This window comes from Streptomyces sp. NPDC102259 (genome assembly GCF_044766465.1).
Classification (GTDB): Bacteria; Actinomycetota; Actinomycetes; order Streptomycetales; family Streptomycetaceae; genus Streptomyces.
Genome location: NZ_JBIWMA010000030.1, coordinates 79330 through 94035 on the forward strand (window position 1 = coordinate 79330; position 14706 = coordinate 94035).

Sequence of the window (14706 nt, forward strand, 5' to 3'; positions counted from 1 at the left end):
GGCGCCGTCGGCCGGGTCGCGGGCCGGGGCCGCAGGCGCACCCGGTGGCTGCCGGCCTCGGCCTGGCCTGATGCTCAGACGTGGATGTGGTTGCAGGTCAAGCTGCCGTGGACAGCCGTGCCGCGGTCGTCCGTGATGTGCTTCACCCAGGCAAGCCGGGCGCGCACCCGGCCGATCACGGGGGATGCGAACCGGCCCCTGTCAGGTGGGGTCCGACGCTGGTGTCGGCAGGACCAGGCGGCGGGGGACCTCTGGGTTGAACCGGCTGCGCCGGGTCAGTGCTCGTGGGCCGCCGGCTCCAGAACGAGGACCGGGATCTCACGGTCCGTGTTCTTCTGGTACGCGGCATAGTCGGGGAACGCCTCAACGGCTCGGGCCCACCACAGGGCCTTCTCGTCCCCGGTCACCTCGCGTGCCAGCATGTCCTGGCGCACCGGCCCGTCCTGCAGCTCGACCCGGGGATCGGCCACCGCGTTGTGGTACCAGACGGGGTGGGTGGGGGCTCCCGCCATGGAGGCGATGACGGCGTAGGAGCCATCGTGCTCCACCCGCATGACCGGCGTCTTGCGGATCTTGCCGCTCTTCGCGCCCAGGGTGGTCAGGATGACGACGGGCAGGTCCCGGAGCCTCTCGTCCTCTTCCCGTGCGACCAGCACACTCAGCGTGATTCCCTGCGTACCGCCGGAGCTCTCATACAGCTCCACCTGGTCACGCACAAACTGCGCCTTGCTCGGCTCGTACTCGCCTTTGAGGGGCATGTTGACTCTCTCCCTGCTGTCGAAACGCGCACCCGGCGCGCTCCTCTGTCCTGGCCTGGGTGCGGGGCGTGGTGCTCAGGCGTGGGCGTCGTCGTAGGCCAGGGCGCCGCCCAGTTCGCGGGATGCCTCGGCCTGAGCGAGGAGCTCCGTCGCCTTGGCTTCGGCGGCCTCGATGGCGTCCGCACCGGCGACGAATCGCAGCAGCGGCTTCTCCTGCTGGGCGATGGTCAGCAGGGCGCGGGCGAGCTTGGCGGGATCGCCGGGCTGCTTCCCGTTCATGCTCTTCATGCCCTCGATCCTCGGGGCGGTGCGCGGGGCGTAGTCGTCGATGGACAGCTCGGGCCAGGTGGTGGAGCCGTCCACGAGGAGTTCGGTGCGGAAGTAGCCGGGCTCCACGACGGTGGTGTGGATGTTGTACGGCTCGACGTCGTAGCGCAGGGACTCCATCCAGCCCTCTTCCGCGAACTTGGAGGCTGCATAGGCCGAGGTGAACTCCATACCGACCAGCCCGGCGGCCGAGGTGATGGTGATGACGTGGCCCTCGCGCTGCCTGCGCATGATCGGCAGGACGGCGCGGGTGACGTTCATCGGGCCGAAGAGGTTGGTCTCGAACTGCCGGCGCATCTGCGCGGGCGAGATCTCCTCGAAGTAGCCGGTGAAGAGGTTCCCGGCGTTGTTGATCAGGACATCGATGCGGCCGAAGCGGTCGACGGCTGCCTGCGCGGCGGCCTCGGCGTCCTCCAGGATGGTGACGTCGAGCCTGGTGACCAGCAGATCGTCCCGCGGCCCACCGAGGGTCTTCTCGACCTCTTCGGGACGGCGGCCGGTGGCGACGACCTGGTGGCCGGCGGCGAGGGCCTCGCGGGCGATGTCCGTGCCCAGACCGCGTCCGGCACCGGTGACGAGAATGACCTTGCTCATGAGGGAATTCCTTTCAGACGCCGTGCTCCGGCACCTGGTCTGTGCGGGGGGATGCGTGCGGCACCGACAGCGCCACGCGGAACCTGGAGACCGGCAGCGCAGGCGCCGCCCTGGCCGGGCCGTTCACACCGCCGTGGACGGTGCACCACCAACAAAACCCGCTGTCACGCGAGGGTGGGAGTCCCTGATGAGGGGGTCACTGAGAGGGACCCCCAGCCCGGCGGATGCGCTCGTAGAGTGAAGGGCATGGCAGGCAGAAACGACCCACAAGGCAGCAACCGCGACATCCGCGATGATTTCCGCGCGGAGATCCGGGAATTCCTCGGCACGCGACGGGCCAAGGTCACCCCCGAGCAGGCTGGCCTGCCCCTGTACGGCGGAGAGCGCCGACGGGTCACCGGGCTGCGCCGCGAGGAGGTCGCCCTCCTCGCGGGCATCTCCAGCGAGTACTACACACGTCTGGAACGCGGCAACGCCACCGGAGTCTCCGAGAGCGTCATCGACGGCATCGCCCAAGCACTGCAGCTCGACGAGGCCGAACGCATCCACCTGCTCGACCTCCTGCGCGGCGCCGGCACGACCCGCCCGCCACGCCGCCGACCCGCCCAGCTGCGTGTACGGCCCGCGGTGCAGCGCGTCCTCGACTCAATGGCCGGCACACCCGCGTTCATCCTCAGCGGCCGCGGCGACATCCTGGCCGCCAACCACCTCGGGCGCGCCCTGTTCTCCCCCGTCTACGCCGACCCGGCACGGCCGCCGAACAACGCCCGGTTCGTCTTCCTCAGCCCGCACGCGACCCAGTTCTTCCGCCACTGGGACGAAGTCGCCAACGACACGGTCGCCATGCTGCGCGCCGAGGCCGGCCGCGACCTCTACGACCGACGGCTGACGGACCTGATCGGGGAGCTGTCCACCCGCAGCGAGGAATTCCGCCACCGCTGGGCCGCCCACAACGTCCGCATGCACACCACCGGCGTGAAACTCCTCCACCACCCGGTCGTCGGCGACCTCGACCTGCCCTTCGAAACCTTCCCGCTCCCCGACGGCCCCAGCCAGTTCCTCCTCACCTACACCGCTGAACCCCACTCACCCTCGCAGGACGCCCTGAACCTGCTGGCCAGCTGGGCCGCGACCAACGACGACATCGAGCGGTGCGCGCCGACCAACGACTCCCAGCCCGCTGACTCGGGCGAGACGCCCGACTGACCGACGAGCGCCGCGAGTCGATCTGTGGCCTGAGACCGCTGGGGTGACGTTGCACTCCAGCTCGCGGTACGGCACTGTCACGTTGTTGGGTGGGTGGCTGTCTGATGGCGCGTCGTGATGTGGTGGAGCCCGGGTCCGGCCTGTGGTCAGGCCGTGGCGGCGAGGCCGGCGACTCCGGTGATGTGCTCCCAGATTGCGAAGCGGACGGTCATCTCGGCTCGGGAGTCGTGTGCGGGCATCAGATGGCGGCGGGGCCGGAAGTGGGGCGAGATGCCGCTGAACGCGGACAGGAACCGCTGCGCTCCGCCCACGGAGCGCAAGCCTTTCATCGCCCGTTCGCGCTGCCTGGTGGGCTGGTGGCTGTTCTCCGCCCGGTTGTTCAGGCCCTTATGGGAGCGGTGTTCGACGGAGGGCATGACCTCGCGGTGGGCCGCGCCGTAGGAGCGGAGCTTGTCGGTGACGATCACCCGCGGCACCACACCCGTCCTCTTCAGCAGGCGGCGGAAGAAACGCCTGGCCGCGGCCTTGTCCGGCTCGCCACCGACGCACAAGCCGACCCTTCTGCCAAAGCCAAGGTCAGAATCGATCAGCGCAAGCCCGGCCCCTGGGCATCGGCAGCGCTGGCCCGCTACTGGCCTGCCGCCGAACGGGAGTTCTGGCGTCTGGCCACACCGGAACAGACCGCGGGCGCCATCGAGCGGCCGTTCGTCGAGGCGGCGCTGAGCGCGCTGGACGAGGCGATCGGTCAGGCGAACCGCGCCGACATCCGGGTCGCGCGGGCCCGTGCCCGTGCCCGCGCCCTTCTGCTCGCACTGCTGCCCGCTGCGCGCACTGCCTGACCTGGCCGGCCCGGCAAGCCGCGACGCCACCCGCTCATCGTCTCTTTTGCCCTCGTCTACCAGGGATGTGCCATGACCCTTTCCGCTCCGGCGCCCACGACGACGAAGAAGCCCTCACGACCGTCCGACCGTTTCGTGGCCTACGTGCTCGGCCTGTGCGAGTCCAAGCAGACGAGGGCCGAACTACGCCGGGGGCTCGGTCTGCCCGTCGAGCGATGCAACTACCTGCACCGCTACCTCGTGCCGTGGACAGCCGAGGCGCACCCCGATGCCAAGCGCGCCCACTACGCGGTGGCCGCGCTGATCGCCGCACGCCCGCGCACGGCCCGCGACCTGCCGGCCCCGGGCGCGGCGGACGGCGAGGGGGGCGCCGCCCGGCGCGCCCGCGCGAACCTCGGCGCCGCCCTCGGGCGGGCCGTCACCCAAGGCGTCCTGAAACCGGCTTCGGCCGAAAGCGCCCTGCATCTGATGTCGCGGCAGTCCGCCGACGCCGTCCACCCGGGCCTGCCCGCCCTGACCCGCCAGCTCATGAGCGGCGGCATCCCGGTGGACTGGGCGGTCCTGCTGGAGGACCTGGCCTGGTGGAACCGCGACCGTGACCGCATCGCCACCGCCTGGCTCGAAGGCTATTTCCGTATCACCAGCGCCCAGATCACGCCCGACGACCCGGGCGCCGACGAAACCCCTGACGTGACCGAGGAGAACCAGCGATGACCCTCTACCTGGACCTGAGCGCCCTGCAGTCGGTGCCGGCCGCGAATCTCAACCGGGACGATCTCGGCTCTCCCAAGCAGGTCCGTTACGGCAACGCGCCCCGTATCCGGGTCTCCAGCCAGTCCTGGAAGCGGGTCATCCGCCACGGCGTCGAGCAGGACCTGGGCGAGAAGGCCGCCCGCACCCGCCTGGTTCCCGTCAAGGTCAAGCAGGCCCTGGAGAAGTCCGGATGGCCGGCCGATCTTGCGGAGTTCGCCGGATCGCAGGTCGCCGCCAGCGCCGGGAAGAAAGGCATCGGCACAGAGAAGGAAGGGCACACCTCCGTCCTGCTGTTCCTGCCCGAAGCCGCCATCGACGAACTGGCCGCAGTCTGCGCCGAGCACCGCGAAGCGCTGGAGAAGGGGCAGAACAACAAGAAGCCCGGACAGCTGCTGCCCCCCGCCCGGATCGAGGAGATCCTCAAGCGGCGCACCGCCTCCATCAGCCTGCTGGGACGGATGCTGGCGGAACTGCCCGACGCCAACGTCGACGGCGCCGCCCAGGTCGCCCACGCCTTCACCACCCACACCGCCGAGCCGCAGCGCGACTACTTCACCGCCGTCGACGACTGGCTGGGCGAGGCCGAAACCGGAAGCGCCCACCTGGACACCGCCGAGTTCAGCGCCGGAGTCTTCTACCGCTACGCCACCGTCAACATCACCGACCTGGTCAAGAACCTCGAAGGCGACACCAAGGCCGCCCGCACCGTCCTGGCCGCCTTCGCCGAGCACTTCCTGCTCTCTCTGCCCCAGGCCAAACGCAACAGCACCGCCCCGCACACCCTGCCCGACCTGGCCTACCTGGCAGTGCGCGAACACCGCCCGCTCTCCCTGGCCGCCGCCTTCGAAACCCCCGTGACCGCCGACCTCCGGGGAGGCTTCTCGACCAGCTCCCGCCAGGCACTCGCGGCCTACGCGCACGAAATCAACCGGCTCACAGGCAACCGCAGCCGCCGCTTCCACGGCCACGCCACCATCGCCCCCGACGAACACCTCACCGGCCTGGGCGAGGCACGCGACTCCTACGACGAGCTGATCGAAGCCGCCCTGGAAGCAGGCCTGCCCCAGTCCGGAGAACAGCAGTGAGCGCAATCCTGCTGCGCCTGGCCGGCCCCCTGCAGTCGTGGGGAGAACGCTCCGCCTTCAGCGCCGTGCGGGACACCGCCCCCTTCCCCACCCGCTCCGCCCTCATCGGACTGTTCGCCGCCGCGGAGGGCATCGGCCGCGACGACCACCTTCCCGACCGCTACGACCACCTGCGCCTCACCGTCCGCGTCGACCGCCCAGGCACACGGGTCATCGACTACCACACCGTCGGCGGCGGCCTCCCCAAGGCACGCACCGCCGCCACCAGCGGCGGCAGCAACAAAGGCGCTGCGGTAATCACCCGGCGCCACTACCTGTCCGACGCCGTCTTCGTCGTCGCCGTCACCGGCCCCGACCAGAGCGTGAACCAGCTGGCGCAGGCGCTGCGCCGCCCGCACTGGGCCCCCTACCTGGGCCGCCGCTCCTGCATGCCGGACGAGCCATTCGTGCTGCGCACCCACGTCGAGGACCCCGAAACCGAACTGCGCTGCCACGTCCCGCTCAGCCGCAGCGCTCCAACGGGCCGCGAAAGCGACACCGTCGATGTGGAGTTCCTACGCGAAGACCCGCCGCCCGAACAGAGCGGACCCTGGGCCCACACCCTCGACGTCAACGACATCCCGGTCAGCTTCTCCCCACACGGCCGCAGCCACCGCATGCGCCGCCTCTACAAGAGCGTTGAACCGCTGCCCCAGACCCTGGCCGGCCCCCAGCACACCCTCATGCGGCGACTGATCGACTACGCCCACACCGAGGACAGCCCATGAACGACTACCCGGTCCTCGCCCGCATCCGCCTCAACCCCCAACACCGCGCCGTGCACCGCGACCTGCGCGACGCCACCCAGATGCACCGCACCGTGATGCGCATGGTCCCCGACAACCTGGGCGACTCGCCACGCCTGCAGGCCGGCCTGCTGTACCGGCTCGAGGAGACCGACACCTCCAGCACCCTCCTCGTCCAAGGCGCCCACCTCGACCCGGCACTGCTCCCTGCCGGCTACGGCCACGCCGAGATCAAAGACCTGGCACCCATGTTCTCCGCGCTACGCAAAGGGCTCGCCGTCCGCTACCGCATCGTCCTCAACCCCGCCAAACGCGAACGCCTCCCGCTGGATCAGAAGAACAAGCGCGGCAGGATCGTCCCCCTGTCGGGGACGGAAGCCGACCAGTGGTGGCTTCGCCGCGCCGCCGACGCCGGCCTGAACCTCCACGTCCTGACACCCAGCAACCTGGCCCCCGTACGCCCCCAGGGCCAACAGGCCCCGCCGATGCGGCACAGCCTGATCCGCTACGACGGCACCGCCACCGTCACCGACCCCGACTCCCTGGCCCAGGCTGTCCTGAACGGCATCGGCCGCGGCAAACCCTACGGAGCCGGCCTGCTCAGCCTCGCCCCGGCCAGCACCACGTGAGCACAACAGACAAAGGCGGCCAGGCGCGCCGACGCCTGGCCGCACCCACGCTGGCCATGCTGCCCCGCGTCGCCGACTCCCTGTCGTTCCTCTACCTGGACATGGTCCGCGTCGTTCAGGACGACACCGGCGTATGCGCACAGATCCAAGTCGGCGAAGACCGGACCGACCTGGTCTACCTCCCCACCGCCGCGCTGTCCTGCCTGCTGCTCGGCCCGGGCGTGTCCATCACCACCCCCGCCCTGACCACGCTGGCGCGCCATGGCACCAGCGTGGTCTGCACCGGAGCGGGAGGCGTGCGCGCCTACGCCGGCATCCTGCCCGACTCGCTGACCACCCACTGGCTCGAACAGCAGGTCACTGCCTGGGCCGAGCCCGCCCGGCGCCTGGACATCGCCAGACGCATGTACGGCATGCGCTTCGACGCCAGCGAACTCCCCGATGCCGTCACCCTGGAGCAGCTGCGCGGCATGGAGGGCCAGCGCATGAAAGCCCTCTACAAGATCCTCGCCCAGCAGCACGGCATCGGCCGCTTCCGCCGCTCCTACCACCCCGACCAGTGGCAGGCCCAGGACCCCGTCAACCTCGCCCTGTCCGCCGCCAACACCTGCCTGTACGGCATCGTCCACGCAACCCTGCTCGCCCTGGGCCTGTCACCCGCCCTCGGCTTCGTCCACGCCGGCACCCAGCACGCCTTCGTCTACGACATCGCCGACCTCTACAAAGCAGAAACCACCCTGCCCCTCGCCTTCGCCCTGCACCAGTCCGCCGACCCCGAACAGGAAGCCCGCCGCCGCTTCCGCGAAGACCTCCGCCTCCTGCGTCTGCTGCCCCGCATCGTCCACGACGTCCAAACCCTGCTGACACCAGCACAGGCCGACGCCGACGCAGATGGCGAAGACCGTTCCGAGCGGCGCGACGTCCAGATGGTCCACCTGTGGGATCCCAAGGCAGGCACCCTGCCGGCTGGCATCAACTACGCGTCAGGCGGTGGCTGATGCCGTCCATGCTGGTGATCGCCACCACCGCAGTTCCCGACCACCTGCGCGGCGCCCTGAGCCGGTGGACCAGCGAAGTAGTACCCGGCATTTTCGTCGGCTCCGTCTCCGCCCGCGTACGCGACCACCTCTGGCAAGCTGTCACCGAAACCGTCGGCAACGGAGCAGCCGTCCTTATTCACCCAGCACCCACCGAACAGGGCTACGCCATCCGCACCGCAGGAACCCGCCGCCGCGTCCCCGAAGACTTCGACGGCCTCACCCTCATCCGAATGACAGCCATGACTCAGGCAAAGAACCAGCAAAGCCCTTCATGAGTCGTAGGTCGCGAAGGGTCCTCCCCGCCGACGCGGGGGTGCTTCGCCTGCCCGCTGCGGCATCGCATCGTCGTCCACGTCCTCCCCGCCGACGCGGGGGTGCTTCGATCGCCATGGCGTTCGGCAGCGAACGGATGTTGTCCTCCCCGCCGACGCGGGGGTGCTTCGCCGAACCAGCACGAGCGCGCCCAACGGCAGGCGTCCTCCCCGCCGACGCGGGGGTGCTTCGCCGTCCGCATGGCCAAGGACGACCGCGACGGCGTCCTCCCCGCCGACGCGGGGGTGCTTCGCCCGAACCCGTTCTCACCGGCGCGCAATTCAAGTCCTCCTCGCCGACGCGGGGGTGCTTCGCCCGGCCAACCCGAGGTGATCGTCCAGCCCACGTCCTCCCCGCCGACGCGGGGGTGCTTCGTCCAGGTCGTTCAGCGCGTCCCGGATGCGCTGGTCCTCCCCGCCGACGCGGGGGTGCTTCGGACGGCGTCCTCTGCTCCCCGCACCCGCGGGGGTCCTCCCCGCCGACGCGGGGGTGCTTCGCTGCCTCCCATCGACATCGACTTACTCCCTGGGTCCTCCCCGCCGACGCGGGGTGCTTCGCAAGCCAGGGTCGAAGCGGCGAGCGTGTACGCGTCCTCCCCGCCGACGCGGGGGTGCTTCGTCGGCCGGGACTGGGGAGCCGGGTCAGGGGGTGTCCTCCCCGCCGACGCGGGGGTGCTTCGCGGCTGGGCCTGCTTGGCCGGGGCGTGCTTGGGTCCTCCCCGCCGACGCGGGGGTGCTTCGGTGCGCAGGGTGGTGGGCGGCGGGGTGTCCAGGTCCTCCCCGCCGACGCGGGGGTGCTTCGTCGTCCACGATGGCCCTGTCCGGCGACCAGTCGTCCTCCCCGCCGACGCGGGGGTGCTTCGACACACCACAGAGCGTCCAGCGCTCCGACGGTGTCCTCCCCGCCGACGCGGGGGTGCTTCGGTAGGAAACCGGTCTGGCCGTCTTCCTGGACAGTCCTCCCCGCCGACGCGGGGGTGCTTCGTCCACGACGGACCCTTGCCCGTCCTGCCCAACGTCCTCCCCGCCGACGCGGGGGTGCTTCGCCGGAGGAGACACGCACGATCGAGGAGAAGTGGTCCTCCCCGCCGACGCGGGGGTGCTTCGCCGCCATCGACCGCAAGGCCGACGGCGAAGAAGTCCTCCCCGCCGACGCGGGGGTGCTTCGTTCAGGAGCAGCACCTCGCGATCCTCCGCCCGGTCCTCCCCGCCGACGCGGGGGTGCTTCGCGTGCCACCGGATAGGAGGCGGCCATGCTGACGTCCTCCCCGGCACGCGTGGGCGTGGGGGCGCTTCGTCCTCCCCGCCGACGCGGGGGTGCTTCGAAGTTCCCGGTCGTCGTGGTTGAGCTCCGCGGGTCCTCCCCGCCGACGCGGGGGTGCTTCGCTCGCCCCGGTCGACGTGAAGGGAGACGGTGTGTCCTCCCCGCCGACGCGGGGGTGCTTCGACCTCGAGCCGTTCCCCGGCAACGCGCGCCGGGTCCTCCCCGCCGACGCGGGGGTGCTTCGGCGGAGTACTACGCCGGGCGGGCGGCGGCGTCGTCCTCCCCGCCGACGCGGGGGTGCTTCGACCTGGAAGTACGCGTACGAGGTGGCAACGGGGTCCTCCCCGCCGACGCGGGGGTGCTTCGGCGCCTGGACCCTCCTCGACAACGCCGACCGGGTCCTCCCCGCCGACGCGGGGGTGCTTCGATCGACGACATCGTGACGATCCTCGACGAGCTGTCCTCCCCGCCGACGCGGGGGTGCTTCGGCGTCCTCGCGGCGGCCGACGGCCCAGGTCCTCCCCGCCGAAGCGGGGGTGCTTCGGCGAGGAGTCCGCCGAAATCTCCGCGGACGCTGTCCTCCCCGCCGACGCGGGGGTTCTTCGAAGTCCGAGACCTTCAAGGCGATCGTGATGGCGTCCTCCCCGCCGACGCGGCGGTGCTCCGCACCTGAGCTTCCGGCACGCCGGCAAGGAGACCGCGTCGAAGCAGAAGCAGGCCCGTACCGCCTCGCACACCGGCGCGCTCTCCGACATGCGGGGGCACGGCCTGTCCGAGAACGGCGGATCGACCGAGACGGGGGACTCCCTGCGCAACCTCACCCTCAAGGGCCTGGAGGCCGCCTCCTACGAGCTGCGGCGCCCGGCGGGGGAGATGGGCTCTACCGCGCGCGGCGCGGGCTCCAGCGGTGCCTCCCACCCGATGGCGGTCAACGAGACCGTGATCGCGATGCTGCGCCCGAAGCCGAACATGGCCAAGCTCGCCGACGACCCGCCGCACGTCCAGGCCGCCGCCCAGGCCGCCGTCGACGCAACAGACGGCATCGGCACCATCGCCTCGTACTGGACCGAGGTCCCGCTGCCCGCCACCGGCACGTGGAACACGCCCGGCAAGGGCGGCGCCCAGGCCGACCTGGTTCTCACCGCACCGCAGGACCAGGTGCCGCTGCTGTTCATTGAGGTCGACAACTGCCACGAGAGTGCTGAGGAGCTCGCCGACAAGCTGGAGAAGTACGCCCGGTTCTTGAGGCGGAAGGTGAAGGACACCGACGGCCGTGAGCGCCCGATGTGGCGCACCCGCTGGAGCGCTCCGGACACCTGGTCCGGCGATGCGGCGTACCCGCCCGTTCTGCTGGTGTTCAACCGCGTCGGCGAGCGCAACCCCGACCGCACCGTCCCGCGCCTGGCAGAACTCACCCGGCACCTGTGGCAGGGGGAGCGGCAGAAGGGCGGCTACCACCATTACGACGGGAGGATCCCGATCATCGCGACCGGCCTGAACCAGCTGCGCGAGCACGGCCCGGCCGGACGGGTGTTCCTGCGCTTCGGCCGCGACCACAAGCAGCCCCTGCGGGAAGCGATCGGCAACCCCCGCCGTGAGGCGGCCGACGAACGCGCCCGGGAAGAAGCCAAGGCCCACCAGGAGGAGTACCAGGCACAGGTGCGGCGGGCAGCCCAGGAGCAGGCGAGGAAGAAGGCAGCCGAGCGTGAGGCACGCCGCCCCGGCACCGGTTGCGGGGTGAGGGTTCACCGACGAACGGTGGGAGGTCGCCCAGGTGACCGACTGGGGAGCCCCGAAGGACTCCCACCCGCACCTGTGCGACGACTGCAAGCAACGGACCCTCGCCGCCGAACGCCACGCTGCCGGCAGGCAGGCACCAGGAGCCGGTACGGCCTGGGGCAGAGCAGCAGAGCTTCCAGCGCTCGCCTCACCGTCCCGTCTGCACCGAGTGCGGTGCCTCGTTCACCGACGAACGGTGGAAGGCGACCGAGCGCGTCGGCTGGGGCGCTTCCCCAGAACCCCACCCGTCGCTGTGCGGGGACTGCGACGGGCGGTTCGTCACCGGCCTCCAGCAAGCCTGGCCGGACGAGGCCCATCACGAGGAGCAGGGCCAGGCCGTGCCCGAGCAGAAGGCCGGCGGAACCTGGCTCTCCCGCTTCCGCAGGTGACGCGACCGGACCCGGCTGTCAGTGGCGGCTGCAAGGCTGAACGGATAGACCGTGATGACGAGCAGCTGCTGCGCCGCCGGGTCTACGGCGCCGACCACGACCACCCGGGCCCGAAGCCGGACCGGGACTACGCCGAACTCGTTGGCGGGCCGCTGGACGGCCTGCTGCTCGACATCACCGGCTGGAGGCCGGAGGAGAGCGACGACGGTGTCTCCCTGGAGGCGTGACCAGCGCGCCGATCGTGCACTGACCCTCGCTCTTGGGCGGCCGGAGAGTCACTGTGCACAGCAGCGGCCGGGACGAGATCATCGGCACCGCCTACAGCGACCACGACCTGGTCGTGTTCCTCGAGGGCGCCGACGTAGCCGATCCCGAGGCCGTCTTGGACGACCCGCAGTGGGTGGAGTGGCGCGGCGGCCACGCCCACGAGTTCCACGCCGCCTGAGTGCTGAGGCTGCTGAACACACTCGGTCGGGTGAAGACACCAGATCACCGGAACTCTCGCCAGACTTCACGGCGTAGTGCCGAACATGAACCCGATCAACGAAACGCACGTGAGCGAGCCGGGCCTGCTCGTCGTCGATGTCGCGGCCGCGGACGACGCCACCGTGCTCGCCTTCCAGCAGCTGCTCGCCGCCCGGTGGGCAACGGCGACAGCCGAACATACGACGCGGGACCCAGGCCAGCCCGGAGTACGGCTGCGCTGCTACCTGGACCTGCGTCAGCCGGTCAGCCCGGCCGTGACACCGGACGCAGCCTTGCCGTGAGCCCGAGCCCGACCATGCCCTATACGTGGCGGCGAGCCCGTCGCACTACGCAACGGCCCCGGTAGGCGAGGGAGAAAATCACCCTGCGCTGTCAACCCGGCAGCGGGTAGCGTCCCGGGTCATGCACTTCGATCTCGACGCCGCTCAGGCATGGGAGCGGCTGAGGGCCAGCCGCTGGAGCCCACCGGGCAGGGCCGATACCGGCTCTCGCCAAAAGACCTACGTGGCAGCCCTCGAACAGTCGGAGCAGACGTTCCAGGCCGCTGCCGCAGTAGGAACTGCGACGCGTCCCATGCAGGTCTTCTATGGCCTCAGCCAGGCCGGCCGCGCCATCGCGGCCGCCGCCTGGTCGCTCAAGGGCGAGGACTGGAACCTCACCTCCCACGGGATCAAAGCCACCGGGTTCCACCTGTCCTTCCCCGACATCCAGATCCGCACTGACCAGCGCAGCACCCAAGGCAGCTTCGTGAAGGTCAGCGAAGCCCTTGGCTCTCCGGTGTGGGAGAAGGACCCGGTGCGGCTGGAGGACGTGTGGGATCTGCTGCCCACGAACCTCCGCTACCCGCTCACCACCAGGGACCGGCTCACCCCGCTGTACGCGGACGAGAGCGGCATCGGCATGCACCATCACTCTCTCCTGAGCATCCCCGTGTCCCACATCCCCGCCCGGGTCGTCGACGCCGGCACCGGTGAAGCCCTGGCAGAGTTCCTTACCGCGTATCCGGCCGTCGCTCAGCACGACAGCTATGTGACGACCGGTGCTCTCAGCCTCGGCTCCGAGGCGCCTCCGGACTACGGCATCCACAACCGGGACAGGGGCGAACTCACGATCAACTGGTTGATGCCCCCAGGGTCAGGAATCGACGGAATGGCAACGGGAGCAGAACGGCTGGCTCACCTGCGGGCCATGACCCGCAGGTACCGAGGAGATAGGTACTTCCTGCCCGTCCTCCCGCCGATGGAACGGGAGCTGCACCCGCTGATGGCCTGGTGGGCGGTCCTGTACGCGCTGTCCATGCTCTGCCGCTACCAGCCCGCGGTCTGGGGCAGGCACATCAACGTTGACACCAGCGAGTACGCGGTCCGGATCGAGCGACTTCTGGAGCACGCCATCAACCACCTGCCCGTCCTGATCGCAGACGCCATCACAGAAGTGAGCACCTGATCCACGACCAGCACAGCGCGGGCACCGCGGAAGTCGGGCTGCAGAGGACTCCACCATCCGCGAGGCTCACAGCCCGAGCAGCGCTGCCGATCGGGCACACCCACTGCACCATTCCGGCCTGACCGGCGCCTTGGAGGCCGACGTTGAACCGAAGCCTGTTTGACCTCGCCCGGAAGCTGAAGCTGGAGAAGGCCAGCCGCGAATTCCGTGACGTCCGTGAAGCCCATGGCTACACGGCCGCCCGCTGTCTCATGGACGAGGTGTTCGCCGACTTCCCCGACGTCGACCACAGCTTCGTACGTGAGTTCCAGACCGCCGGCTTCTCCGCTCGCGTCCTGGAGCTGGCCCTCTTCGCCGCCCTGCGTGAGCAGGGCAAGGAACTGGACCGCACCAGCCCAGCACCGGACTTCGTCGTGCGCGGTGACGCCCCTGTAGCCATCGAGGCGACCACGACCAACCCGCCCCAGGGCGAGCCGGCCGAAGACGTCGACATCGCCTCCGCAGTGCGCCGTCTCATCCCCGACGACCTGGAAGCGGCGGAAGCGGAGTTCGTCTTCCAGATCGGCAAGGCCCTGCGCCGCAAGCTCGACCACCGTGATGCGCAGGGTCACGCCTACTGGGAGAAGCCGCATGTCGAGGGCGTGCCCTTCGTGTTGGCAGTGCAGTCCTTCCACAACCCCAGCGCCCTGTTTCACCACGGGCCCGCTGTCGACGTACCTCTACGGGATTCGAGACGTCCCCACCCGTGACCGCCACGGCTCGCTCGTGCTGAACTCCCAAATCGTCACGGAACACCGGCGCAAGGACAAGACCATCCCGAGCGGCCTGTTCGCCCAGCCCGAGGCCGAGCACCTGGCCGCCGTGATCTTCACCAACAGCGCCACCGTGTCGAAGTTCTCCCGCATGGGAACCGAGCGCGGCTAGAGATCGTCTTCAAAGGTCAGATCCAGAGCAGGATTGAGGCGATGGTGACGGCGGCGTGGTAGGACTCGCGTGTCTTGTCGTAGCGAGTGGC

General features: G+C 70.3%; 16 protein-coding genes, 1 pseudogene and 2 CRISPR repeat arrays. Of the genes and pseudogenes, 14 read left to right on the forward strand and 3 right to left on the reverse strand.

Annotation, left to right across the window (positions count from 1 at the left end; all coding sequences use genetic code 11):
- Nucleotides 1-275: 275 nt before the first annotated feature.
- Entirely contained in the window at nt 276-758 is a 483-nt protein-coding gene (locus ACIRPU_RS39545; protein WP_403876568.1) for a nitroreductase family deazaflavin-dependent oxidoreductase, read from the reverse strand.
- Nucleotides 759-833: 75 nt separating this feature from the next.
- The gene (locus tag ACIRPU_RS39550) at nt 834-1679 is read right to left on the reverse strand and encodes an SDR family oxidoreductase (protein ID WP_403876570.1); all 846 of its coding nucleotides are present in this window, start codon (nt 1677-1679) and stop codon (nt 834-836) included.
- A gap of 246 nt (nt 1680-1925) precedes the next feature.
- Here ACIRPU_RS39550 and ACIRPU_RS39555 point away from each other — a divergent pair, with 246 nt between their 5' ends.
- Complete coding sequence (locus ACIRPU_RS39555; RefSeq protein WP_403876572.1) at nt 1926-2885, forward strand: helix-turn-helix domain-containing protein; 960 nt, start codon at nt 1926-1928, stop codon at nt 2883-2885.
- Nucleotides 2886-3031: 146 nt separating this feature from the next.
- Here the strand turns inward: ACIRPU_RS39555 and ACIRPU_RS39560 are convergent.
- Nucleotides 3032-3415: pseudogene (locus tag ACIRPU_RS39560) on the reverse strand (DDE-type integrase/transposase/recombinase); the annotation flags it as partial.
- A 381-nt stretch (nt 3416-3796) separates the two neighbouring features.
- Here ACIRPU_RS39560 and casB point away from each other — a divergent pair.
- From casB to ACIRPU_RS39625, 13 genes are all read left to right on the forward strand, one after another.
- A complete protein-coding gene (gene casB / locus ACIRPU_RS39565) occupies nt 3797-4438 on the forward strand; it encodes a type I-E CRISPR-associated protein Cse2/CasB (RefSeq protein ID WP_403876575.1) in 642 nt (213 codons plus the stop codon).
- Nucleotides 4435-5562 (forward strand): type I-E CRISPR-associated protein Cas7/Cse4/CasC, encoded by a 1128-nt coding sequence (cas7e, locus tag ACIRPU_RS39570; RefSeq protein ID WP_403876577.1) that lies wholly within the window; start codon nt 4435-4437, stop codon nt 5560-5562. Before casB ends, cas7e begins: the two co-directional genes overlap by 4 nt.
- Nucleotides 5559-6329, forward strand: coding sequence for a type I-E CRISPR-associated protein Cas5/CasD (gene cas5e, locus ACIRPU_RS39575; protein ID WP_403876580.1), 771 nt, complete (start codon nt 5559-5561; stop codon nt 6327-6329). The genes cas7e and cas5e overlap by 4 nt, the downstream gene beginning before the upstream one ends.
- A complete protein-coding gene (cas6e, locus tag ACIRPU_RS39580) occupies nt 6326-6976 on the forward strand; it encodes a type I-E CRISPR-associated protein Cas6/Cse3/CasE (RefSeq protein WP_403876583.1) in 651 nt (216 codons plus the stop codon). Before cas5e ends, cas6e begins: the two co-directional genes overlap by 4 nt.
- Before the next feature lie 56 nt (nt 6977-7032).
- Nucleotides 7033-7974 carry a type I-E CRISPR-associated endonuclease Cas1e gene (cas1e, locus tag ACIRPU_RS39585; protein WP_403876615.1) on the forward strand — a complete coding sequence of 314 codons (942 nt, stop codon included), beginning with the start codon at nt 7033-7035 and terminating at the stop codon, nt 7972-7974.
- On the forward strand, nt 7974-8291 hold the full coding sequence (gene cas2e, locus ACIRPU_RS39590; protein ID WP_403876587.1) for a type I-E CRISPR-associated endoribonuclease Cas2e: 318 nt from the start codon (nt 7974-7976) through the stop codon (nt 8289-8291). Before cas1e ends, cas2e begins: the two co-directional genes overlap by 1 nt.
- Before the next feature lie 17 nt (nt 8292-8308).
- A CRISPR array of direct repeats spans nt 8309-9556; the repeat unit is 29 nt; unit sequence GTCCTCCCCGCCGACGCGGGGGTGCTTCG.
- Nucleotides 9557-9623: 67 nt separating this feature from the next.
- Nucleotides 9624-10257: direct repeats of the CRISPR family, unit length 29 nt; unit sequence GTCCTCCCCGCCGACGCGGGGGTGCTTCG.
- Between the two features lie 87 nt (nt 10258-10344).
- Nucleotides 10345-11799: a replication-relaxation family protein gene (locus ACIRPU_RS39595; protein WP_403876591.1), complete on the forward strand. Its 1455-nt coding sequence runs from the start codon at nt 10345-10347 to the stop codon at nt 11797-11799.
- 4 nt (nt 11800-11803) lie between these two features.
- A complete protein-coding gene (locus ACIRPU_RS39600) occupies nt 11804-11986 on the forward strand; it encodes a hypothetical protein (protein WP_403876618.1) in 183 nt (60 codons plus the stop codon).
- A 53-nt stretch (nt 11987-12039) separates the two neighbouring features.
- Nucleotides 12040-12204: a hypothetical protein gene (locus tag ACIRPU_RS39605; protein WP_403876594.1), complete on the forward strand. Its 165-nt coding sequence runs from the start codon at nt 12040-12042 to the stop codon at nt 12202-12204.
- A gap of 85 nt (nt 12205-12289) precedes the next feature.
- Nucleotides 12290-12526 carry a DUF6207 family protein gene (locus tag ACIRPU_RS39610; protein WP_402131666.1) on the forward strand — a complete coding sequence of 79 codons (237 nt, stop codon included), beginning with the start codon at nt 12290-12292 and terminating at the stop codon, nt 12524-12526.
- Nucleotides 12527-12647: 121 nt separating this feature from the next.
- A complete protein-coding gene (locus tag ACIRPU_RS39615) occupies nt 12648-13691 on the forward strand; it encodes a YaaC family protein (RefSeq protein WP_403876598.1) in 1044 nt (347 codons plus the stop codon).
- A gap of 143 nt (nt 13692-13834) precedes the next feature.
- Nucleotides 13835-14440, forward strand: a complete 606-nt coding sequence (locus tag ACIRPU_RS39620) for a hypothetical protein (protein WP_403876601.1) — start codon at nt 13835-13837, stop codon at nt 14438-14440.
- Nucleotides 14441-14456: 16 nt separating this feature from the next.
- Nucleotides 14457-14615, forward strand: a complete 159-nt coding sequence (locus ACIRPU_RS39625; RefSeq protein WP_403876604.1) for a hypothetical protein — start codon at nt 14457-14459, stop codon at nt 14613-14615.
- The last annotated feature ends 91 nt before the right edge of the window (nt 14616-14706 follow it).